General features: G+C 41.1%; 21 protein-coding genes and 1 pseudogene. 13 read left to right on the forward strand and 9 right to left on the reverse strand.

Annotated elements, in window-relative coordinates; genetic code table 11:
- Nucleotides 1-51: 51 nt before the first annotated feature.
- On the reverse strand, nucleotides 52-1,254 hold the full coding sequence (locus MF4640_RS12460) for an AAA family ATPase (RefSeq protein WP_078389772.1): 1,203 nt from the start codon (nucleotides 1,252-1,254) through the stop codon (nucleotides 52-54).
- 354 nt (nucleotides 1,255-1,608) lie between these two features.
- Between MF4640_RS12460 and MF4640_RS12465 the strand changes: the two genes are divergently transcribed.
- The 4 genes and pseudogenes from MF4640_RS12465 to MF4640_RS12480 all read left to right on the forward strand — a co-directional run bounded on the left by MF4640_RS12465 (nucleotide 1,609) and on the right by MF4640_RS12480 (nucleotide 4,445).
- Entirely contained in the window at nucleotides 1,609-2,556 is a 948-nt protein-coding gene (locus tag MF4640_RS12465) for a pirin family protein (protein WP_078389806.1), read from the forward strand.
- Nucleotides 2,557-2,661: 105 nt separating this feature from the next.
- Nucleotides 2,662-3,060: pseudogene (locus tag MF4640_RS12470) on the forward strand (OsmC family protein).
- A 129-nt stretch (nucleotides 3,061-3,189) separates the two neighbouring features.
- Entirely contained in the window at nucleotides 3,190-3,831 is a 642-nt protein-coding gene (locus tag MF4640_RS12475; RefSeq protein WP_078389774.1) for a glutathione S-transferase family protein, read from the forward strand.
- Between the two features lie 14 nt (nucleotides 3,832-3,845).
- Nucleotides 3,846-4,445, forward strand: a complete 600-nt coding sequence (locus tag MF4640_RS12480; protein WP_078389807.1) for an alpha/beta fold hydrolase — start codon at nucleotides 3,846-3,848, stop codon at nucleotides 4,443-4,445.
- A 30-nt stretch (nucleotides 4,446-4,475) separates the two neighbouring features.
- Here MF4640_RS12480 and MF4640_RS12485 read toward each other — a convergent pair whose 3' ends face one another.
- The gene (locus tag MF4640_RS12485; protein WP_004684390.1) at nucleotides 4,476-5,078 is read right to left on the reverse strand and encodes an SPOR domain-containing protein; all 603 of its coding nucleotides are present in this window, start codon (nucleotides 5,076-5,078) and stop codon (nucleotides 4,476-4,478) included.
- Between the two features lie 278 nt (nucleotides 5,079-5,356).
- Nucleotides 5,357-7,162, reverse strand: coding sequence for an arginine--tRNA ligase (argS, locus tag MF4640_RS12490; RefSeq protein WP_078389775.1), 1,806 nt, complete (start codon nucleotides 7,160-7,162; stop codon nucleotides 5,357-5,359).
- A 177-nt stretch (nucleotides 7,163-7,339) separates the two neighbouring features.
- On the opposite strand from argS, the gene MF4640_RS12495 reads away from it, so the two are divergent.
- Complete coding sequence (locus tag MF4640_RS12495; RefSeq protein ID WP_004684392.1) at nucleotides 7,340-7,624, forward strand: DUF2798 domain-containing protein; 285 nt, start codon at nucleotides 7,340-7,342, stop codon at nucleotides 7,622-7,624.
- An 8-nt stretch (nucleotides 7,625-7,632) separates the two neighbouring features.
- On the opposite strand, the gene MF4640_RS12500 is transcribed toward MF4640_RS12495, so the two are convergent.
- Entirely contained in the window at nucleotides 7,633-8,232 is a 600-nt protein-coding gene (locus MF4640_RS12500; protein ID WP_078389776.1) for a hypothetical protein, read from the reverse strand.
- Between the two features lie 272 nt (nucleotides 8,233-8,504).
- Between MF4640_RS12500 and MF4640_RS12505 the strand changes: the two genes are divergently transcribed.
- From MF4640_RS12505 to MF4640_RS12520, 4 genes are all read left to right on the forward strand, one after another.
- The gene (locus tag MF4640_RS12505) at nucleotides 8,505-10,205 is read left to right on the forward strand and encodes an NAD-dependent malic enzyme (RefSeq protein ID WP_078389777.1); all 1,701 of its coding nucleotides are present in this window, start codon (nucleotides 8,505-8,507) and stop codon (nucleotides 10,203-10,205) included.
- A 150-nt stretch (nucleotides 10,206-10,355) separates the two neighbouring features.
- On the forward strand, nucleotides 10,356-13,670 hold the full coding sequence (locus MF4640_RS12510) for a type VI secretion system Vgr family protein (RefSeq protein ID WP_193791551.1): 3,315 nt from the start codon (nucleotides 10,356-10,358) through the stop codon (nucleotides 13,668-13,670).
- A 2-nt stretch (nucleotides 13,671-13,672) separates the two neighbouring features.
- Nucleotides 13,673-15,859, forward strand: coding sequence for a LysM peptidoglycan-binding domain-containing protein (locus tag MF4640_RS12515; RefSeq protein ID WP_078389780.1), 2,187 nt, complete (start codon nucleotides 13,673-13,675; stop codon nucleotides 15,857-15,859).
- A 4-nt stretch (nucleotides 15,860-15,863) separates the two neighbouring features.
- The gene (locus tag MF4640_RS12520) at nucleotides 15,864-16,622 is read left to right on the forward strand and encodes a hypothetical protein (protein WP_078389781.1); all 759 of its coding nucleotides are present in this window, start codon (nucleotides 15,864-15,866) and stop codon (nucleotides 16,620-16,622) included.
- A 45-nt stretch (nucleotides 16,623-16,667) separates the two neighbouring features.
- Here MF4640_RS12520 and MF4640_RS12525 read toward each other — a convergent pair whose 3' ends face one another.
- Complete coding sequence (locus MF4640_RS12525) at nucleotides 16,668-17,588, reverse strand: Dyp-type peroxidase (RefSeq protein WP_078389782.1); 921 nt, start codon at nucleotides 17,586-17,588, stop codon at nucleotides 16,668-16,670.
- Between the two features lie 161 nt (nucleotides 17,589-17,749).
- Between MF4640_RS12525 and MF4640_RS12530 the strand changes: the two genes are divergently transcribed.
- A complete protein-coding gene (locus MF4640_RS12530; RefSeq protein WP_078389784.1) occupies nucleotides 17,750-18,370 on the forward strand; it encodes a LysE family transporter in 621 nt (206 codons plus the stop codon).
- On the opposite strand, the gene MF4640_RS12535 is transcribed toward MF4640_RS12530, so the two are convergent.
- Genes MF4640_RS12535 through MF4640_RS12550 form a run of 4 tightly spaced genes read right to left on the reverse strand, consistent with a single transcriptional unit; the run spans nucleotide 18,351 to nucleotide 20,918 of the window.
- Nucleotides 18,351-18,848 (reverse strand): DUF523 domain-containing protein, encoded by a 498-nt coding sequence (locus tag MF4640_RS12535; RefSeq protein WP_078389786.1) that lies wholly within the window; start codon nucleotides 18,846-18,848, stop codon nucleotides 18,351-18,353. The genes MF4640_RS12530 and MF4640_RS12535 overlap by 20 nt on opposite strands.
- A 4-nt stretch (nucleotides 18,849-18,852) precedes the next feature.
- Entirely contained in the window at nucleotides 18,853-19,653 is an 801-nt protein-coding gene (gene znuB, locus MF4640_RS12540) for a zinc ABC transporter permease subunit ZnuB (RefSeq protein ID WP_004984031.1), read from the reverse strand.
- A gap of 3 nt (nucleotides 19,654-19,656) precedes the next feature.
- A complete protein-coding gene (znuC, locus tag MF4640_RS12545; protein WP_078389787.1) occupies nucleotides 19,657-20,439 on the reverse strand; it encodes a zinc ABC transporter ATP-binding protein ZnuC in 783 nt (260 codons plus the stop codon).
- Nucleotides 20,424-20,918: a transcriptional repressor gene (locus tag MF4640_RS12550; protein WP_058868677.1), complete on the reverse strand. Its 495-nt coding sequence runs from the start codon at nucleotides 20,916-20,918 to the stop codon at nucleotides 20,424-20,426. The genes znuC and MF4640_RS12550 overlap by 16 nt, the downstream gene beginning before the upstream one ends.
- A gap of 141 nt (nucleotides 20,919-21,059) precedes the next feature.
- Here MF4640_RS12550 and MF4640_RS12555 point away from each other — a divergent pair, with 141 nt between their 5' ends.
- The 3 genes from MF4640_RS12555 to atpB all read left to right on the forward strand — a co-directional run bounded on the left by MF4640_RS12555 (nucleotide 21,060) and on the right by atpB (nucleotide 23,452).
- Nucleotides 21,060-21,899 (forward strand): metal ABC transporter solute-binding protein, Zn/Mn family, encoded by an 840-nt coding sequence (locus MF4640_RS12555; RefSeq protein WP_078389789.1) that lies wholly within the window; start codon nucleotides 21,060-21,062, stop codon nucleotides 21,897-21,899.
- Between the two features lie 171 nt (nucleotides 21,900-22,070).
- The gene (locus tag MF4640_RS12560) at nucleotides 22,071-22,469 is read left to right on the forward strand and encodes an ATP synthase subunit I (protein WP_004684416.1); all 399 of its coding nucleotides are present in this window, start codon (nucleotides 22,071-22,073) and stop codon (nucleotides 22,467-22,469) included.
- A 107-nt stretch (nucleotides 22,470-22,576) separates the two neighbouring features.
- Nucleotides 22,577-23,452, forward strand: coding sequence for a F0F1 ATP synthase subunit A (atpB, locus tag MF4640_RS12565; protein WP_004684418.1), 876 nt, complete (start codon nucleotides 22,577-22,579; stop codon nucleotides 23,450-23,452).
- The last annotated feature ends 48 nt before the right edge of the window (nucleotides 23,453-23,500 follow it).

The following is a 23,500-nucleotide window of genomic DNA, read 5'->3' on the forward strand; positions in this document are numbered from 1 at the left end:
GGATAATCTTTTTCAGATTCAATCAATAATTGAACCGCTCTTTCTCTGATTTCAGGGGTATATTTTAATTTTGTCATCGGGATAGTCTCTCAGAATATTGACTCTCCGACAAACCCGGTACGATTCATTTTGCAGATTGGTTTGTAGTTGAGAAAGTTCAGGATGGTACTGTTGGTAATAGTTCGTCATATCAAAGCTGATATTTAATGGACTATTACTTAGTAACTTATCTAAATATTTTATTCCTTTGGAAATTCTATCGCGGAGCTTATCTGTTTCTTCATCAAAATGATTGGCTAATTCTTTGCGTCTTTGATCGCTAATTTCATTATTACAGAATGCACAAGTAGTACGATCATTATGTAGGGGATGTCCTATTTGCGCCCATGAATTTAGAGAGGGATTATTTTTTAGTTCATCAATTTTATCTGAGCTGCCAACAACTGATTTTAGTATGTCATTCGTAGAAGTGATGAGAGATGAGAAATTTAAAGTATAAGGTGAGAGCTCAGGGGGAGCAGATAGCTTACGTTGTCGAACAGTATTTTCAAATAATTCTATTTGCGTCAGGTTTAGTTGTTGATAGTTATTGTGTAGTACTTCAGAAATATCTGCTTCTAAACTTCTTTTGTCATAGCGAATATTCCCAAAACGTTCATGTTGATTCTTAATTGAATCAGAGTTTCGAGTTGCTTTATCTGATAATTTTTTGTCTAAGTCACGTACTTTATTTTGATGATTGGTTTTGGCATTTTGAACTTCATTAGCTTTATTGTGAATATCAAGATATAGGGCTGATTTACAGATTTCTTCATTAGAGCCTAGTTCATTTTTTAACTGTTGAATACGATCTAAAACTTGCTGATTTTCACCGCCCAAAGTTACTGAGAATGATTCAATATTTGCATTTTCATCATGAATAAATTTTAGGTTTTCTCTAATGAAATCAGAGTTATATACGTGAATTGGGTGAGCAAATGCCGATAGATTATTCTGAGAAATGATAGAACTATCTGAAAGCTCAATGCTAAAATTTGGATTTTCGTATTTAGGTGAAAGTGTTTTAGTTTCTAACGCTCGGATGATTTTAGAAAGGCTAGTTTTTCCAGAGTAGTTTCGACCATAAAAAATATTGATATCTTTAAAGTCATAAGTTTGATTCTGTTGAGCCGGATTGGAGGATAGATGAGTATTCCAATCAAAGTTTTGAAAAATCCCAAAATTATCAATTTTTGCAATGCTCTTGATTTTCACTTAATTTTCAGCCTATTTTTATTGAATAATAAAGTTTTTATTGCTTGGTAAATAATATCTAAACTTTTACAAAAATTGAATGCTATTTAATCAAATTCTATAAGTGTTTATTAGTTGAGGCTTTTTTAGGTTGTCTACGCGCATATAAACATTTGAAAATATGGGGGAGGCTCTAAGGCATACAGAGAGAAAGATGTAACAACATTTTTACATCCACTCATTGTCTTGTAGTTAGGTTTTGAAAACACAAGATATTGTCCCAAGTTTAAGAATCAGCATTCTATTTTTAGGGATGTGCAGTTGGGAATCTGCTTGTTATGATCTAGGACATATGGATCTGTAATGAGTAAGCACATGACGAATAATAACTATACTGAACTATCACATTCGGATGACTGTGAAAAATACGTAAATCAATTCATTCAAGAGTTTCCACTGAGAAGTGCTGAAATAGGCCAAGGGACGGTCATCAAGCGTGCACTACCAAGTCGCCATAAACGAATGATTGGCGCATGGTGTTTCTTAGATCACGCTGGCCCTGTAACTTTCCCACAAGGGGATGGTTTAGATGTTGGCCCACATCCACATATTGGTTTGCAAACCTTTACATGGATGATCGAAGGTACCATGATGCATACCGACAGTTTGGGCAGCAAACAGTTGATTCGTCCAAAACAGGTCAACCTCATGACCGCAGGACATGGAATTTCCCATACGGAAGTCGCACCAGATACAGAAACTAAAATGCATGCGGCACAATTGTGGATCGCATTGCCTGATGCACAAATTGCTGTTGAACCCCGTTTCGATCATTATCCAGAACTGCCAGTGGTGGAAAAAGATGGGGTGGAATTTACCGTTTTGGTCGGAGAGTTTTTAAATACTACCTCACCTGTGAGTGTTTATACCGAGCTATTAGGGGTGGACTTAAGCGCAGCAGAAAGCACCAAAACCCGTTTAACACTCAATCCAAACTTTGAGTATGGATTTATGGCTTTAGAAGGAACGGCCACGGTTAATGGGCACGAACTGACGGAAGACAATATGGTGGTGCTCGAGCAGGGTGTAAGTGCGATTGAAATTGAAATTCATGCTGGCAGTCGCTTGTTACTGTTAGGTGGTGAGCCGTTTGAAAGTCCAATTCTACTGTGGTGGAATTTTGTTGGTCGTACTCAAGAAGAATTGAAAATTGCGCGTGATCAGTGGATTGCACAAGATGAACGTTTTGGTTCCATTCCTGACTATGAAGGTCCGCGCTTGGAAGCACCAACATTTCCAGACCAAATGCGCGCTTCAAAATAAGTGGTTTGAATACTGCGAAAATCGTTCAACAACAGAATAGGTGGGCAGTTTCAATACTTGAAACCTATTCAAAATAATATCAATGAAAAATAGGATAATAAAAAAATGGCAATAATTGCGAATGCGGAAGTCAAAACATGCGTCGAAGCATGGTCTGGTGAAGTAAGTACTGGACGACATCAATTCATCACCGATAAACCAGAGTCTTTTGGCGGTCAGGACAAAGGCCCTGCACCTTATGACTTTATTTGTACAGGTTTGATTTCCTGCACCATGATTACCCTACGGATGTATGCGTAACATAAAGGTATTGAGTGGGGAGCTTTTAGTGTCGAAGCAGATTTTAATGCCAATAAAGAAGGCCGAGAATGGATCAGCCGTCGTTTGTCGTTTGAGCAAACATTGACAGAAGAAGCACGCCAAAAAATCTTAGACATCTGTCAAAAAACACCAGTCACTAAAACTTTATTACGTTCCGTCGAGATTGAAACCTCAATTGTCTAACTCGCTTGACGGTTTTTTTATAGGCGGTAAAGGATTTTGTGCGACTGGATATTCATGTGTATCGAGAGGTGCAAAATCCAAATTTTAGAGTAAAGTGGGTGCTAGATTTCAATTAAAAAAGGTAAAACAATGATCACCCTGCACCATTTGGAACATTCACGCTCTTTACGCATTTTATGGGCTTTGGAAGAGTTAGGGCTGGAGTATGAGGTGAAGTTTTATAAACGCCTACCGACCTATGCTGCGCCACCTGAGTTAAAAAACATTCATCCCTTAGGCAAAGCCCCTGTTTTGACCGATGGTGATTTGGTCATAGCAGAATCTGCGGTGATTTTAGAATACTTGCAAGCCACCTACGATACAGAACACAAGTTTAAACCGAAAAATCCAAAGGACTTAATGCAATACAACTACTGGATACATTATGCCGAAGGCTCGTTGATGCCATATTTGGTTATGACCTTGGTGATGAGTCATGTACCGAAGCATGTTCCATTTCTAATTAAACCGCTTGCCAATAAAATTTGTGATGGGGTGAAAGGCGGCTTTATTAATCCACGCTTGAAAGAACACAGTGCATATTTGGAAGATTATTTGTCTCAACATGAATATTTTGCAGGTGATTTTTCCTTTGCCGATATTCAAATGAGCTTTCCTGTGGTGGCGATGCAAGAGCGGGTAAAAGCCCATAACCCTCAAATGGTGGCTTATGCACAGCGTATTCAGCAGCGTCCAGCATTTAAAAAAGCCAAAGAGCTTAGTGGGTTCTAGTGGATTGTGATGATTTGAACCTGATTTTTTTGCCTGGTGCATCGGGAAATACGACATTCTGGCAACCTGTTATCCAACGCCTACAGGACAATTCAACCATGGTCGTCGCTTATCCGAGCTTTGGTGACTATCCTGATGATGTGGATGTGCAGAATTTTGAGGACTTACAAGATTATGTATTGAATCAAATCCAACAGCCTTCTGTGGTCGTTGCACAATCGATGGGTGGCATTTTTGCAGTACAAGCTGCCCTAAAAAAACCTGAGCAGGTGCAGGCTTTGGTACTTGTGGCAACCTCAGGCGGTATTGATTTAAGTTCTTTTCAGGTGGCGGACTGGAGAGAGGATTATCAACAGAGTTTTACGGTTCCTGATTGGTTTGTTCAGCATCAGTCTGATTTGACGGACAGTTTGGAGCATATCCGTTGTCCTGTTCTGCTGATTTGGGGCGATGCAGATCCGATTAGTCCTGTTGCGGTGGGGCAGTCCTTACACCGTCAAATACCACATGCTGAATTGCACATCGTGTCACAGGGTCAACATGATTTGGCTTATGTGCATGCTGAGCATGTTGTGCAATTGATTCAAAATTTTCTCGCCAAACTCAGAGTATAAAAAAGGATGCCGAGGCATCCTTTTTTTGTTTTAGCGTTTGACCACAATTGAGTCAATGCCACTATGTTGTAGGGTTTGTTGCGCAATCACTGCGGCTTCTTGCGAGTCGTATGGCCCTGAAATTACGCGATACCATGTTTGGCCGCCTTCAACGGTTTTGACAACATCGGCAGAGAGACCATTTAAGATAATTTCTGCACGACGTGCATCGGCACTGTCAGGGTCAGGGTAGCTACGCACTTGCAATATAAAACTTGGCGCTTGCGGTGTTGGTGCTGCTTCGGTTAAACCTGGTTCAGCAGGGGTGCTTTCTTCGGCAGCAGGTGCTTCAACAATCACCACGGTGCTTGGATTATCTTTGGTTTCAGGAATGGCTTGATCAGGAATCGGCGTCACTTGCTGCTGTGGCAGTAAGTCGTAGAAACGGTAGTCTTTATTTGTTTCTTCTTGATAATGTTCCGAAGTGATTTGACCTTTCGGCTTCACTGGTGCCCAAGGCTTCCACAGTAATAGTGCTACAGCAAAACAGAGCACGATTAAAATGACCACAAGTGTACCGAGCCAAGCTGGAATCAGTGGCTTTTTGGGTTTGTTCGGTCTTTCAGATACACCGCGCTGCGTTTTTCCAAACACGTGGAAACCTCTTTTCTTCTAATCAATATGAGGGACTGGCCCATTCTTTTCTTTATTTTAGTACTTGGCCTCAAGGAATTAAAAGAGGCGTCATCGTAAAATAAAGAATCGCTTTGCAAAATTCAAGTTTCACAAAGCGAGCGATACATTAGGGTTGATATGGCTACTTCGGGCAAAGCCCTTAATCTTGCGACGATGTGCAAAGCGTTGCTTTTTACATCGTTACCTCAAGTATAGCTTTCGGTCTTGCAGCCATGTGTGAAGCTTTGCTTCACTTATTACATGGCTTCAGGTGCAGACACACCTAGTAACTCTAAACCATTACGCAAAACTTGTTGTACGTTTATTGAAAGTAATAAACGGGCTTGCGAAAGGGCAATATTCTGTTCGTCGATAATTCTTGTATTATCCAAGTTATACCAACCATGGAATAACGCTGCGAGTTCTTTCAAATAGTTACCCACTTGGTGTGGTTCATAGCTATTTGCAGCACGAAGCACAATTTCAGGATAGGCTGCAAGTTTGGCAAGAATTTCAGTTTCAGCGTCAAGAGTTAATAAGGTCGCATCGTAATCAGCTGCTTTGCTACGATCAAAACTAATGCCTTTTTCAGGTGCTTTCACATCGACCATACGATTGACACGTGCATGCGCATATTGGATGTAGTACACCGCATTGTCTTTGCTTTGTGAAACTGCAAGGTCTAAGTCAAAGTCAATGTGTTGTTCAGACTTACGCATCACGTAGTAGAAACGCGCAGCATCGTTGCCCACTTCTTTACGCAGGTCACGTAAAGTCACGAACTGACCAGAACGAGATGACATTTGTACCATCTCACCACCACGCCATAGGCTGACGAACTGAACTAAAAGCACAGTCAGTTTTTTCGAATCATACCCCAAGGCATCAATGGCTGCTTTGACCCGTGAAATATAGCCATGGTGGTCTGAGCCCCAGATATCAATGATATCGGTATAGCCACGTTGTAATTTGTTCAGGTGATAAGCAATGTCAGAAGCAAAGTAAGTGGTTTGTCCATTACGACGCTTCACAACACGGTCTTTTTCATCGCCAAATTCAGTCGATTTGAACCAAATGTTGCCGTCTTTTTCGTATAAGAAACCGCGTTGTTCTAAAGTTTCTAAAGCTTCATCAATTTTGTCTGTCAATGAGGCTTCGCTGAACCATTGGTTAAAGGTTACACCAAACTCGCCCAAGTCATCTTTGATGTCATCTAAGATGGCATGGAGTGCTGCTTGGTGGAATACACGGTAGCCAGCACCAATGAGTTGCTGTGAATTGGCAATTAAACCATCAATGTGTTTTTCTTTGTCGCCTGAAAGGACAACTTTATTGCCTTCAGCATCGAGCTCTTCTGCATATTGTACATCTTCAGGGACATCCTTATAGACGTCGGCTACAGGGCGAACGTAGGCATCGCCATCAGCATCAATAATGCTTTGCGCGATTTCTTTAACATAATCGCCTTGATAGGCATTTTTTGGGAAAACCAGTTCCTGACCTGTTAATTCGAGGTAGCGTAAATAGGTGGATGTTGCAAGGATGTCCATTTGACGGCCTGCATCATTCACATAATATTCACGGTCTACCGTTGCACCTGTTGCTTCAAGCAGGGTTGCAACGGTCATCCCGTACGCTGCGCCACGACCATGACCAACGTGTAAGCTCGACGTCGGGTTGGCAGAAACGAATTCTACTTGGATTTTTTTCGCAGCATTGGCTTGAGTGCGACCAAATTGCTTGCCTTGCGCTTGAATTTGATCGAGCACGGCAAAACGTTGGTCGGCATTTAAGAAGAAGTTAATAAAGCCAGGACCTGCGATTTCTGCTTTGCTGATATCCGCTACTTCAGGCAGTGCAGCAAGAATTTTTTCGGCTAAATCACGTGGCTTCATCCCCGCAGCTTTAGAGGCAATCATGGCGATATTGGACGCGAAATCCCCGTGGCTTCGGTCTTTGGTACGCGTCAAAGTACTGCTGTTATTCCAGTCTGCTGGAAGGACGCCTTCAGCTTGAAGGTTTTGCACTGCGTGCTCGAGAGCTGCTTGGATTGCCGTGTTCATATTCAGTCGAAAATTTAATGTCGCAGAAAAACGCTAAATATAGCAAATTTCCGCGTCTTTAGGTGAATCCATTTTTATAGAATAAAAAATGTTCAAAAACTGCTAACGATTGCGCTGCAATAAATATGAAAAGCGCAGTATGATGAGAACCAAAACGCATACTTTTAAGGATAAAACGTGTCTGAACAGCGACCGATGATCATCGGCAATATTCCCAAGTTACCAGCAAAATATGCCATGTTTATTTTGCCGTTTTTTATCTCATTTTTTATGAGTGGCATTATCTCGATGATCAATCTTTGGCGCAATTTGGGTTGGGTGGACAATTTCCTACAGGTTTGGCTGTCCGCATGGATGATGTCTTGGGTGGTGGCCTATCCTGTAGTGCTCATTGTACTGCCGATTGTGCGCCGTTTGACCGGTGTATTTGTGGATATGTCACATTTGAACCCACCCAAATAAGCCCCGTTTTAGCTATTTTCACGGCATGAAACAGGTTTGCTTAGGAGTTCCGCATTTTGGTTTTGAAAACGATACAGTTTGCCGGCATGAAAGAGTTTAATCACTTGGGCGCTGGCAAGCTGTTGTTGAAAACGACTTAGGGTTTGGCGTTGAAATGGATCAAAGGGATTGCCGTAGTTCTTGTTGTCGAGTAAAAACTGAATCTGTCCTGCTTCTTTATCATAGCCATATAAAATACGTTTGCCTTGCGCATCTTGAAGCTCAAACGTAGGGGGATGACTGCTGATTTTACAATTCAGACGCAGTGAGATTACAAAGCCTTCAGTTGATTTGTTTTGTAGCTGATAAATCCCTTGTTTTTCATTCTCCAAATAGACCCATTGGTTCAAGGGTAAATTTGCACTGAGTTGCTCATATTGCTCGATGGTGGCTTTACTGATATCGACAATGCCTTTGGGATCGATTTCAGGTAGTTTTTCGTTATGACCAAATAGCCCTGTAATTTTATCACTCACTGTCGTTTGAGCCGTAGAAATGGATTGGCATGCTGTCATTTGCGTGAGGCAAAGACACGTGAGGCTCAACAACATCAGTTTTTTGATGATCATTTTTAATATAAAGAAGAAATAAAAGCGCTAGCTTAGCTTGAGCTTTGTTCAAGTTCAAATTTTATCCATGCGCTATTTGACCAAAAGACTGCCGTAAACGTCATTTTTACGTTGAGTCGGTTTGATTTTTATTTTCAGACTAAATCGCTTTGATAATTGCATCACGTTTATAAATATCAAAAGACGCGCAAATGGCGCTAAGCTAGTAGCCGAATTAGATGCATAGATTCTCCCCATAGGTTCATCTCAATCTATGTACAACGAGATAGGTAATGACGACAGAATATTTAAAGACAAAACAACCCTTATACATCCCTTATGCGGGCAATACCTTGCTTGAGTTGCCGCTGTTAAATAAAGGATCGGCGTTTACGGAAGAAGAGCGCACTCGCTTCAACTTACATGGTTTAATTCCACATGTTGAAGAAAGCATTGAAGAGCAAAGTCAGCGTTCTTATCAACAATATTGTGCTTTTAATGATGCGATCAATAAGCACATTTATTTGCGTAACATTCAAGACACCAACGAAACCTTGTTCTATCACCTCATTGAAAACCATTTAAGTGAGATGATGCCGATCATCTATACCCCAACGGTGGGTGAGGCCTGTCAGCGTTTCTCGGATATTTATCGTCGCCATCGTGGTACATTTATTTCCTATCCAGACCGTGCGCATATTGATGACATCTTGCATAACATCAACAAGAAAAATGTCAAAGTTATTGTGATTACCGACGGCGAGCGTATTTTAGGCTTGGGCGACCAAGGTATTGGCGGGATGGGTATTCCGATTGGAAAATTGTCGCTCTATACCGCGTGTGGGGGTATTAGCCCAGCTTACACCTTACCAATTACCCTCGATGTCGGGACCAATAATCAGCAGTTACTGAATGACCCGATTTATATGGGCTGGAATCAACCGCGTATCAGTGGTGATGAGTACTATGCTTTTGTCGATGAAGTGATTGCTGCAATCAAGCGTCGTTGGCCGAAAGCGTTGATTCAATTTGAAGACTTCGCGCAAAATAATGCCATGCCGTTATTGAATAAGTACCGTGATGAAATCTGTTGTTTTAATGATGATATTCAAGGTACGGCAGCCGTTTCTGTGGGCAGTTTGATTGCTGCATCACGTGCGGCAGGTAAACAGCTCAAAGATCAAACCGTTGCCTTCTTAGGTGCGGGTTCAGCAGGCTGTGGGATTGCTGAGCAAATTGTTGCGCAGATGAAAGTTGAAGGTTTAACTGATGCCGAAGCGCGTGCACGCGTGTATATGGTCGATCGTTTTGGTTTAATCACTGAAAATCAGCCGAATCTACTCGATTTCCAACGTAAATTGGCGCAAAAGCCAGACGTGATAGCGGAATGGGGCAATGCTGAAGAGGTGATTTCACTGCTCGATGTCGTGAAAAATGCCAAACCTACCGTGTTGATTGGCGTATCGGGTCAGCCGGGCTTATTCACTGAAGAAGTGATTCGCACTTTGGCTTCGAACTGTGATCGTCCGATTGTGCTGCCACTGTCTAATCCAACGTCGCGTGTTGAAGCAGTGCCAGCAGATATTATTCACTGGACGGACGGCAAGGCTTTGATTGCGACGGGCAGTCCTTTTGCTCCAGTTAACTATCAAGGCAAAATTTATAATATTTCGCAGTGCAATAACTCATATATCTTCCCAGGCATTGGGCTGGGCGTGATTGCGGCCAATGCAACTCGTGTCACAGACTCTATGCTGATTGCATCGAGTAATGCTTTGGCAGATTGCTCACCAATGTTGACCAACCCTACAGCAGATTTATTGCCTGAGATTGATGAAATTCAGAAAGTTTCTAAGCTGATAGCCTTCAAAGTGGCCAAAGCCGCAATGGATGCAGGTGTAGCCCCGATTATTAGTGATGAGCAATTGCAACACGCGATTGATAAAAACTTCTGGAAGCCAGAGTATCGTCACTATAAACGTGTCGCCTTCTAAAGCTGAAAATGAGATTGAACAAAAAGGAGCGTAATGCTCCTTTTTGTTTTTGAGAGCTACGGCTTCATTAACATTATTTTACTAGATTAAAAAAAAGACATTTTGTACACTCCGCGCACAAGTATAAAAACCAATAACTTAACAATGATCATGTTCAATTCTATTTATAAGATGCTGGAATCCTTTGGGTTTGGCTCGCAAAAACGTGCTCTGCATATTCATTTTTCCAATCCGGCTTTGAACACACAGGTGTTTATTCAGCGGATTGAGGGTGAACATCGCATTAATCAGGGCCTAAAAGCTGAAATCCTATGTTTATCGACCAATGCTTATTTGCCTTTAAAACAGTTCATTGGTGGGCGAGTCGCGGTTGATCAGGTCACGGATGTGGGGCAGCTTTCTCGTCTGACGGGGGTGATTACCAGTGCCAGTCAGGGGCAAAGTGATGGCGCGCTAACTGTTTATAAACTTACCGTTGAAGATGCAACAGCACTGTGGCATAAGCGCAGAAACAGTCGCGTGTTTATGAGTAAAAGTGTTCGTGAAATCACTGAAACTCTGTTTAGCGAATGGCAAAGTCACAGTACATTATTTGCAGCTAGCTTAAGCCTGAACTTAGACGGTTTGAGTCGTGATTATGATGTACGCCCCTTTGTCATGCAGTCTAATGAAACCGACGCTGAGTTTCTCACTCGACTATGGCGGAGTGAAGGGATTAATTGGTTGATCGATGAACAAGCTCCGATGGTGCTCAGTTCGTCCGAACCGATTCAGGCACAGCAACTTCGTTTGATTGATGAGAATCAAGCTTTTACAGCATTGGGCCGCCGAAAGATTCGTTTCCACCGCAGCCATGCTACTGAGCCTTTTGATAGCATCACCAGTTTTATTGCTGAACGTCACTTACAGTCCACCACGGTACAGACGCAGCGTTGGCAAGCGCAACATTTAGCTCAAGATCAGAGTCAGGCTGTATTGAGTGCGCATCAGCACAGTGATCAACAAGACAATGAAAGCTTAGGTCTGGAACAAGTCTGGTGTGTTAGTCCAGCATGGACAGCTGATCTACAGGGTGAGGATCAGGCCACGCTTGCCAATAGCAGTCAACTAGATCGTCTCAACCAACAACTGAACCAATATCATGAGCTTCAGGCCAAATATTTCACAGCAAAAAGTAGCGTTCGAGATGCACAAGTGGGTTATTGGTTTGAAATGGTGGATCATCCTGAAATAGACCAGCATGTGTCCATAGAGCGTGAATTTCTCATTTTAGGCAAAGTCTTTTATAACCAAAATAATTTACCCAAAGAGTTGCTACAGCAAATCAATTTATTACTAAAAGGAAGTCGCTGGCAAGCTCTGAGTGAGGAACGACAAGCCAATGAACTCTTTGTCGTACGCCGTGAGGTCAAAATTGTTCCTGAATATCAAGCGTGGATACACCGTCCAGTAGCCTATCCTTTACGGGCCAAAGTCGTCGGGCCTGAAGGGGAAGAAATTTATGTGGATGCATGGGGGCGGATTAAAGTTCGCTTCATGTTTACGCGTAGTGATGACCATGCTCATGATGGTGGTGCGGGTGCAAATGACAATGACACGGACTCGGCTTGGGTCGATGTATTGACCCCATGGGCGGGTGAAGGATATGGCGCACGTTTTCATCCGCGTATCGGAGAAATTGTGGTCATCGACTTCTTTGAGGGGGATGTTGATCGACCCTTTGTCGTAGGGCGTATTCATGAAGCGGATCGCCACCAAACCATGTTTGATGTGAAAGGGACATTGCCTGCGACGAAGAAAATCAGCGGGATCCGTTCACAAGAGGTTGCAGGGCAAGGCTTTAACCAATTGCGTTTTGATGATACGACAGGGCAAATTAGTGTGCAGCTCCACAGCAGTCATGGAGCGAGTCAGCTTAATCTAGGTAACCTCAGTCATCCGAAAGCAACTGAGAACAGTGATGGGCGTGGTGAGGGTTTTGAGTTAAGAACGGATCAATGGGGAGCCATGCGTGCAGGCAAGGGTCTCTTGATTAGTACCTATGCACAGGATCAAGCGGTCGCAGATCATTTGGCTGCGTCAGAAGCCCAGTCCATCTTGCAGCAAGGTCATGACAGTATGCACATGCTGAGTACTTTGGCTGTTAAACAACAGACTGATGCACTGAATGTGGTCAATCGTCTGCCTAAATTGATTCAGTCTGTAGAGTTAAAAGGGGCCAATCAAGCACTCCAAGCAACTGTTGGTTTATTTAAAACAGCAGTTAGTCAGGATCCGATTTCGGCATTAAAAACGTGCGGTGGTTTTCTTGAGGATATTCAAAAATTTGGGCAAGATACGGACAATTTGATCAATGAATTTAAAGATTATTTTCAGGATGCAGAGGCTTCAATAGAAAATTTAAAAGCCTTTATTGATAACATCGAAGAACATGGTACAGATGCTTTAAAAAGTCAGTTGCAAGGCGTGAAAGACAAATTGAATGCGGATCCACTCGGCGCTTTAAAAGATGTTGGTAAAGTGATTGCGAATGTTGATATGAGAGACTTTGACCTGACCAGTACTTGCGGAAGCTTTAATAAAGGCAGCAAATTGGATGTTAATCCCATGCAGGCATTGGGCTCCATGCAAGGTTTTATGGAGACATATGCTCAAGAGGCAGAGCAAACGCAGGATACTCAGAATCAAGCTCAAGCGAAGATCTTTCGTCAGGCTTTAATGCTGCTGGCTTCCCCCAATGGTATTGCTTTAACGACGCCTGAAGATATTGTTTTACAAGCTTCTCAAGACATTGCTGAAAGCGCACAGGGGTCCATTAACTTAAGTGCCCAGAAGAATATTATTGCGCATGCGCAGGATAAAGTGAGCTTATTTGCTGCACAAAAAGGGCTAAAAGCATTTGCAGCAAAAGGAAAAGTCGAATTACAGGCACAAGATGATGCGATAGAGGCGATTGCGCGTAAGGTGATTAAGCTAATTTCAACAGAAGATAAAATAGAAATAACCAGTCCGAAAGAAATTGTACTGACTGCTGGTGGTTCACAGCTCAAAATTAATGGGGATGGGATTTTTACGACAACAGGTGGAAAGTTTGAAAGTAAGGCGGGTCAGCATAGTTTTGTGGGGGGTGCAAAAGTATCTTATGAGGTTCCTGAATTACCTTGCTCTTCTACTTTTAGCAATCGGCTAGATATTTATAATTTATTTTGGGCAAGTGATTTTAATCAGCTCAGTTACAAAGCTTTTATTCCTGAGACAAATGCATTTATTGCAGGGGTAATAGATGAACATGGCCGTACAGGAAAAATTAACACATCAGACCCAACAAAAGTCCAAGTACTTGTTGGGTCTGATGGTGAATGGGGTTTACGAGTCGAAAGTTTTGATGAAGATGATTTTAGTATTGATAAAAATGTAAATGGTGAGAATTTAGAAATAAATCATAATGAAAATAATAAGGATTAGAAATGAATAAAAAATCATTGGTTACTATACAAATTTTAGATTTATTTGGAAGCCCAATTCCTAAAGTTCAATATAAAGTGACGAACCAAAGGACTGGACAGGTTATTGCAGCTGGTGCAACAAATTCTAAAGGGTGCATTGTTGAAATTAGCCGAGATAAAGGTACAGCATTAGATGTTCATGTCAAAAGTATGTTTGATGGTTTAATGCTAAAAGTCCAAAGCTTTGTTATGTCGAGAGATAGGATGATTGTAAAGATTACGAGCCCTAAAGTTCTTTTAAACTTAACGACATTTACTAATCAGGGAAGTAATGGAGAATATAAAAGAAAAACACATGTTGTGAAAAAAGGAGAAACTTTATTTGATATCGCTCAGAAAAATAATACGACAGTTCGTGCATTAGAACGCCTAAATAAGATAGATGATCCAAATAAGATTTATATTGGTCAAGTGATTAAGTTGGAAGTAAATATTCCAGCTGCAGGAAATCATGTGCATCAACAAAAAGCAAAATCAGCCACACAACCAAAAAATCAATCGTCCCCTAGTACAACATCAAAAATATCTCAGAGGCAAAAAGCAAAAAAGCCTTCTCAGGCGAGCCCGCAAAAAAAGCAAGGTGATGGGCTTTTTTCAGGAAATTTAGGTAATGAAATCTTAAATAAGGTGAATGAGCTTTATGAAGAGGGTAAGAATATACTCAATGAAACTGTCAATTTAGGCTCTAAAATCCTGACAGTTGAAGACCGTAGCCAAGAGAGTGGAACACCCAAAACGAATACTGAAAATTTATGTAAAACCAATCCTCAATGTATTTCATCAGGTAAAAGTGAATTAATTAGAGAAATTAATATTCGTTTAGCTGGGTTTGGTGGTGCATTACCCACAGATGAGTTTACTAACTTAACAGCTGCTTGTATTAGGCAATTTCAGAGAGATTATATGGGGGTGATTGAAACTGGAAAAATTTGTGGAAGTGTTTTATCCGCTTTGGATAAGTTTTACTATGAGTATCCAATAGCAAGTTTTATGGCGAAGGCTTCTTGTCCGTGTGGTGAGTGTTTAGGGTATGGTAATAATATTAGAGGGGTGAAATCAGGATTAAATACTGCAAATGAGTATCCAGGTTTACATAGGTCTTTAATATGGGTGTTGAAGGCATTAAGTTTTTATCTAAAAAATGATTTTAAATCTGAAAATATCGAAGTAGCATATATAGAGTCCGGGTATAGGTGTATCGAGAGTAATAAACAAAAGAAAAGAACTAGTGTTAATCATATGGGACTAGCTTTAGATATACATTTTAATAAAAATGGAGTTAGAACTACAGCTCCTCAAGATATGAATAAAATACGTGAAAGAATATTAGTAGCTAAGATGAATGCTTCAGAACAAAGACAAGATGATAAAATTTATATGGAGCCAGAAAAATTTAATGATGGTTCTTCGGGAGCAAGTACATGGGTACATTACGATGTGACAAAATTTTCAATGGTTGCTAGAAATGAAATTTATTTTAAAAAAACAGTTAAAGATCTAAATGGAGAATTATTCTCTGTTCTACTAAAAGAAATAAATAAGCAATCTTTACTCAGTTGTTCTGGTATTATCTTTAAAAATGAAGCTCCTAAATCTAATATTTTAGAAAGTGAGTTGATTTTATCGAATCAAGATATTATTGATATTATGAAGGTAACGGAGACTGAAGTAATTAAATTTAAAAATGAAAATAATTTTAAACAACAAGCTGCTGGAGTTGTAGATACTATATTAAATAGGACGAAATCTGGTGTATGGGGAGGTACTGTGAGAAATGTTGTCAATGCACATCGTCAGTTCTCTAAAATAACAGGACCTAAAAGTTTAGAGCCATATGGTTCTGTTCAAAATATGCCAATGTCTGCTGTTAGCTCAAGGATAAAAAATTTCGTGAATAGTTATTTGATTGAAAGAGCAAATGGTCGCCCATCCATTGTGGGGGGGCATTTGAATTATGCAAATAAATATTATTCTGATGAATATAATCGAAAAGCATGGGTCAATGTTTTTCATGATAAAGCTGTTAGAGATGGTCTAATTTTTGGTCATGGAAAAGCAATTCATGCACATGGTACAGTTTCTGAATTAAAAGATAGTATTCCAAAACCATTTAAATTAAGACTTCCAGATAATTTTAAAGGAATTTAACACCATGTTTAATTTTAATTTTTTTTATTTAATTTTTTTTATAGGATTAGGTTTTCTGAATGTGGCATGTGCAAAAACTAGCACAAATGGCTGCAATTCAAATAATGTTGAGGAAAAATTTCAATGTATTAGAAAAGAAAATTTTCTTCTTGAAAAAGAGTTGAAGAAATTAAAAAACAATGAAAGAAAAGATTTTACCCTATGGAAAAAAGGTATTGAGAATAGATGTGAGAGTAAAAAATCTTATACTCTAGGGGAGGGTGTTGGATTGGTAAAGGAAGAGTGTTATAGGGGGGAATACATAAACAGGTTAAATGAAATTGGAAGAGATAATGGTAGAGTTTTAAAAGCAATTAATAAAAAAAATGATGATGGATTTTCTGTAACTTTATTACCTTATAATAGTGATGATCACATCAACTGTATTTTGAAAAATAGTAAGACTGGTTGTGATAAAGTAAATTTAATTGATGTTTCTGCTTTATTGAAAGTTTATAACGAACTTGATGAAAATTATGGTAGTTCAGTTATCTTTCCTGAATCAAAAAATGGTGTGATCTTAATAGCATCTCCATCGTCTTCTGACTCTGGTCGCGCTGTAATTAATCTTACCTCAGTAAATGCATTGGGACTATTTAAAAAAATTACTATAGATGCTTCCAACAATATAACAATTAATGAAAACTATGAAATCTTTTATACAAAGAATGGGAAGTTGTTGAAAATTACTCTGAATAATAATGGAGAGTTTGTTGTTAATTGATTAAATTAGGAGTAACTAAAAATGATAGTTACTCCTAATTTAAACTCACCCTTCCAACACTGCTTCCAACAACTCTTCGCTCGGCGCAAAATAATAAGCACCGTCAACAGGAGTCACAAAATGAAGCATACGGTCATGAATTCCATCACCACTGGTGCCGAACATACGCAGTAACATCGCATCAATAATGTTTAAATCTTTCGTATAGGCAATAAAAAATAAACCTTGCTCACCTTTACCATCGCCATAAGGAAGCGAGTGACGTAGGATTTCCATTTCTTCGCCTTCATCATCTTCAACCACGACACGTGCAACGTGAGAATTTTCAGGCTTAACGTCATCATCTAGTTCAATACTTTCAAGTTTTGTCCTTCCAAAGACTTGCTCTTGAGCATCAACTTTTAATTTTTTCCACTTTTCCAAATCATGACAATAGCGCTGTGCAAAGATAAAAGAGCCATCTGCGAATACTCCTGCATCTTCACTTAATAAAGTCGTTGCAGCACGATCATCGGGGAACTGCGGGTTTTCAGTACCATCAATAAAACCAGTCAAATCTCGACCATCAAAATTGCGGAAACAGACTCGTTCATCTAGAACATCAACTTTATCTTGGATACCTTCAAAGAACGATTGACTAAGGGCAAAACAAATATCGGTACGTTGGGCCGCTATATGAATTAAAACATCCGCAGGTGAAACAGGCATATTGAAAGAGCCATAAATTGGCTCTAGCTGTTTAAACCCTGCAGGCGCTGTAGGATGAAGTTGTGCCCAAAGTTCAGGGCCAAAAGCAACAGCCGTTTTAATTTGCGCATGTGGATGTTGGGTAATAAGACGATCACGGGTGGAAAATAAATCTTCTAATTGTTCTTTAAGTTCTTCAATACTTAAATCTTTTAAACGTAAAACAATAAAACGGGCATGATCTGAAGGTAATGGTAGAATTACAGATTGGGCGGTCATTCATGGCTCCTAAAAAAATTGTTATTTCTATTGGCTGTACTTATTGTGCCTTATGCAGTTTCTGCTTCATAGCCTTAAGTGATAAATTCATTGATGAATAATAAACCCTAAAAGCATGAAAGATCATATAATCTAAATGTCATTTTTTTCTCAATACCACTATGTCATTTCAAATTTGGCTGGGCTTTGTACTCGCATGTTGGATCATTAGTATTTCTCCAGGGGCAGGGGCCATTGCGTCAATGTCGAGTGGCCTTAACTACGGTTTTCGGCATGGTTATTGGAATGCGCTGGGTTTACAACTCGCCTTATTGGTGCAAATCGGTATTGTGGCGGCTGGGGTAGGGGTACTCTTTGCCACAACGCCTTGGGCATTTTGGGCCGTGAAGTGGTTTGGTGTGGCTTATTTATTGTATTTGGCTTATTTACAATGGATGGCACCCATCCAATCGATTGAAATCCAACAAGAACAACCAACTAAATCGCGCTCCAAATTGGTGATGTATGGCTTTTTGATCAATATGAGCAATCCCAAAGCAATCGTATTTTTATTGGCGGTTTTACCGCAATTTTTGAATTTGTCTAAACCGCAGTGGAGTCAATATGCGGTGATGGCTGTCACGATGGTCACGATTGATTTGATTGTGATGGCGGGATATACGGGGTTAGCAGCGAAAGTTTTAAAACTCTTAACATCACCGCGACAGCAAAAATATCTCAATCGTACTTTCGCAGTATTGTTCAGTTGTGCGGCGGGACTGCTTAGTTTGGTTCATCAGTAAGTTTAGTCTGCGTCAATTCTGCTAAAAACTGTTGTTCGGTAACCACATGTATACCGTGCTGACGAAATAGGGCGGCAGTGATTCCTTCCCCTGCAATTTTTTGTCCAGTAAATGAGCCATCATAAATACCATCGCTGCCACAGGATGGGCTATTGGCTTTGAGCACGGCATGCGTGACATGATTGGCTCGCGCCAATGCTAAAGCTTTGTAAGCACCTTGAATAAAGACATCGCTAATCTGCTGACCATCTGAGGAAAAAACCTGTGCGTGGCCTAATAAAACATCAGCACCTGACCCGTGGCGAATTTCTGCTGCGGGACGCGGGGTTGGAAGTCCTGCACTGACTTCAGGACATAAGCTGACATAATCTTTATCGAGCAAAGCTTGAACTAACTGAGAGACTAAGCAGTCTTTGCCGTCATAACGGACTTTTTGTCCGAGTAGACATGCACTGATAAAATAACGTTGATGGATCATTTAGTTATGTCAGTTTTTTAAACTTCTGCGCGATAAAAATCAACGCAAACAAAATCGACATGGTTAAAACAATGCTGAGCCCTGTAGAGGTATTCAGCCCTGCACTGGACCATAAACCAACGGTCACCCCAATTTGCGCAATCACAAAGGCCCAAATCACCATTTGTTTTGGAGAGTGGGCAAGCAGTCGAGCGGTAAGTGCTGGAATGACAAGCAAGGCACCCATCAGTAAAGAACCCACTGCACGAAGCGCTAAAATGGTAAATAAAGCCAGTAGCAACATAAAAATCAAACGTTGCCATTTCGCACTGACACCTTCACTGACGGCCATATCAGGATCGATCGCGATTTGAATTTGAGCCTGCCAACTCTTATAAAGCACTGCCAACGCAACAACAATAACAGTGGCAAAAACGGGCAGGTCTGCCCATGTGATCGTGAGCAAATCACCAAATAAATAGCTGAGTAGCTCAGGTCTTAAGCTTGGAATATGTTGAATAAACATCAGACCCGAGCAGAGCAAGGTCGCAGAACACAGTGCGAGTAATGCGTCATTAGGTAACCGTGGATCATGCAAAACCCAAAGGATCGCCACCAACAAGCCCGCAATAAAAGCCACACCCATCCACAGGGGCAACGCCATTGCTCCTGCAATCGCGACACCCAGTAAAGTACCATGTGCCATGGTGTCGGCAAAAAATGACATGCGGCGCCATAGCATCAAACAGCCCAGTGGTGCAGTCAAAAAGACTAGCAACGTACCCATAATCCATGCAGGTAATAGCAGTTGTAACCATTCCATCATGACTTAAGCTTCCGGTTCGGGGTGAATGTGTGGGCGAGCGTCATGCTGACAAGGCGTTGCACTATCACCATGTGCGCAGTGATCATGATGATGTTGATAGAATACGCGGTTGGTACCAAAAATAGCTTGATACTCAGGGTGTTGTTGCACACTTTCAGGCAGGCCACTACAACAAATGTGTTTATTCAAACACACTACACGATGAGTTCCTTGCATGACCCACTGCAAATCATGTGAAACCATGAGCAAAGCACAACCATATTTGGCGGGTAAACTGCGCACATAGTCGTACAGCTCAGCCTCAGACTGAATGTCTAGGCCCTGCATCGGTTCATCGAGAACCAAAATATCAGGTTGACGTAACAGCGCACGTGCCAGTAAAACGCGTTGACGCTCTCCACCTGAAAGCTGCTGTACTTTAGAATTTTCAAGTTTGCTGATCCCCGTATCGTGGATAATTTCTTGCTTGATTGCAGGATCGCATTTTTCCAAAGCCAATAGGTCTTTTACCCTAAGTGGTAGGCTATGTGAGGGATTAAATTTTTGTGGTACATAAGAAAACTTGAGTGGCTTTGTTGTTTTAATTTCACCAAAATTAGGGTGAACAATACCCAATAGCACTTTAATGAGCGTGGATTTTCCCGCGCCATTTGGGCCAATCAGAGTCACAATTTCCCGTTCATGTAAGACAAAATCGACATGCTTTAAAATATCGCGTTCATCGATACGAACACTAATTTGGGAGAGTTCGACCAGAACAGGATCGAGGCTTATTTGTGGCGACACTGCTGACAAATTCCTGAAATTTCGATAATGCTATGTTGTGCCGTAAAACCATCAGCTGCTGAAAGGGCGTCGAGTTGTTGTAATAATCCTTGTGCAGAGGCCTCTGTCACTGATTTGCAATCAGTACAAATGAGAAAGGCTGCTTGATGGCCTTCGCGTGGATGGCAACACGGAATATAGGCATTAATCGAGGTGAGTCGGTGAATGAGGCCTTTTTCTAATAAAAAGTCTAAGGTGCGGTACACCGTCGGTGGGGCAGCAGGGCGGTCGGCATTGCTTTTAATTTTAGCCAACAAGTCATACGCACCCATCGGGCCTGTCGCATTCAGGATCAGTGCCAAGACTTCTTTTCTTAAGGGGGTTAGGCGCGCACCAGTTGCTGCGCATAAGACTTCTGCTTCAGCCAAACGCGTCTCAACGTTGTGATGACCATGCACATCATGTAAAGCATGGTGGTGTTCGTGAGAACAAGCGCTCATAACAAACCTCAAGTGCAAAATTTATAAAAGAAAAACGACATTAAATCTTAACATGAAGCGCAGAGAGTTTCGATTAGGCATAGGTATTTTTGTCGATTTGTTATATTATAACACTAATTGTATTTCTAGTGATTGCTCCCCATGTCCCGTTTCTTGGCTTTTTTTGCGTTTGCGCTGTTTAGTAGTGTTGCTTGGACGCAAGACTTGGTTGTTTCTACACAGCCGATTTACTTGATTGCACAGGAAGTGACAAAAGGCATTGAAAAACCAACCTTATTGTTGGCCGATCAATCTGGACATGATGTGAGTTTGACCCCAATGCATCGTAAAATCATTCAGGATGCAGGCTTGGTTATTTGGTTGGGACGAGCACATGAAGCACCGCTGGATAAACTCCTGACCCCCAATGATAAAGCAGTTTCTATTTTAGATTCAGGCATTATCAATACCTTACCACTACGAAATACCCGTGGTGATGCCTTAAAAAATACCATTGATACCCATGTTTGGCTTGACCCAAACAATGCGGTACGTATTGGTTTCTTTATTGCAGGCCTCCGTTCACAGCAGATGCCTGAGTATAAGGAGCGCTACTGGAATAATGCCAAAATCTTTGCTCAGAAAATGTTGCAAGCCTCAGCTATATATAGTCAAATTACCCAAGCTCGCCAGTATTGGTCTTTTCATGATGCCTATCAATACATTGAGCGACCTTTAAACTTACGCTTTGCAGGCGCCTTGACAGATGACCCACATATTGCCCCTACGGTTGCGCAAATCAAATACTTAAATGACAGCCGCCCTTATTCAAAGATGTGCCTTTTGGCCGAAGTGCATGCCAGTCAAGCACAATATCAAAAGTTGAACCCATTGGTTTTCCAAGCGGTTGACGAAAGCATGACTGGGGCAGGGGATTTTGTCAGCGCGTGGAAGCAATTGGCCGATCATGTGCATAAATGTGTGCTAAATGCGCGAAAGTGACGCAAAAATTAAACAATAATTGATTAGTTTAAAAGCAATTTAAACATAGAAAAAAACTCGACTTAGGTCGGGAAAAGATTGCATGTTCAGGGGTGTAACTCTATAATGCCTGCGATTAAAAATAATCATCAGCTAAACTTGTCAAGCATGATTGTTGTGAGTGAATAAATAATGAGCCGAACTAGTCGCTTGATTGACCGACGATTAGCGAAAGCTTTAGTCCTCTTACAAGCATGTATGATTCCTGTTTCAGCCTTGATCGGCTGGGTCGTGAAAGACTCAACCGCAGCCCTGAGTGCAGCATTAGGTGCGCTCGTGTGTTGGCTTGCGACTTGCTATTTTTCATGGCAGTCGTTTCGAGCAGCAGGAGCTCGCGCTTCTAAACAAGTTCTTGCGAACATGTATAAAGGCATGATGGGTAAGTTTGCAATTGTGATTGTTGGTTTCATTTTAATTTTAAGCAATGTCAAACCGTTGTCAGCGGTGGCGTTGTTTTGTGGTTTTATGCTCGTTCAAACCATGACGTGGGTTGCTCCATTTTGGGTGTCGCGTCAACAAAAACGAGTTTAATAAGCACTACAAAAAATTGAAAAGTTTTTTAGGAGATGAACGAGATATCAAGCAGCACGCGATGTTCGTTCTCTCTATTTGTATTTGACATTGACCAGGTGTGATTTATGGCTGCTGAAGAACATGCCCTTACTTCGACCGAGTATATCAAGCATCACTTGACGAATATGACTTATGGCAAAATGCCAGACGGTTCATGGAAGTTGGCTGAGACTGCTGAAGAAGCTCAACAGATGGGGTTCACTGCTATTCACTTGGATTCAATGGGTTGGTCTATCACTCTTGGTGTGATTTTCTGTTTGTTGTTCTGGTGCGTAGCGAAAGCTGCAAACTCTGGTGTTCCAACCAAGTTCCAGTCTGCAATTGAAATGATCATTGAGTTTGTGGACTCAAGTGTTCGCGACACTTTCCATGGCAAATCACGCTTAATTGCGCCACTTGCATTGACCATTTTCGTGTGGATTTTCCTCATGAACGCAATGGACTTAATCCCAGTTGACTTTATTCCGTATACAGCTCAACTGATTGGTGCAAGTGTATTTGGTATGGATCCTCATCACGTTTACTTCAAGGTTGTACCTTCTACAGATCCAAACATTACCCTAGGTATGTCTTTATCTGTATTTGTACTGATCTTGTTCTACAGTATTCGCGAAAAGGGGATTGGTGGTTTCGTTGGCGAATTAGCACTTAACCCATTTAACCCAAGTAACCCAGTTGCAAAAGCGTTATTGATTCCAGTGAACTTAATTCTTGAATTAGTAACATTCCTTGCACGTCCAGTTTCATTGGCTCTGCGACTTTTCGGTAACATGTATGCAGGTGAGTTAATCTTCATCCTTATCGCATTATTACCGTTCTGGATCCAATGGGCGTTGTCTGTGCCTTGGGCGATCTTCCACATTCTTGTTATCACGCTACAAGCATTCATCTTTATGATGCTGACTATCGTATACTTGAGCATGGCAAGCGAAAAGCATTAATGGTAATGCCCAACTATCACTGGATGGTTGGGCGCACAATTTTTTAAT

The organism is Acinetobacter sp. MF4640, from assembly GCF_002018895.1.
Taxonomy (GTDB): Bacteria; Pseudomonadota; Gammaproteobacteria; order Pseudomonadales; family Moraxellaceae; genus Acinetobacter; species Acinetobacter johnsonii.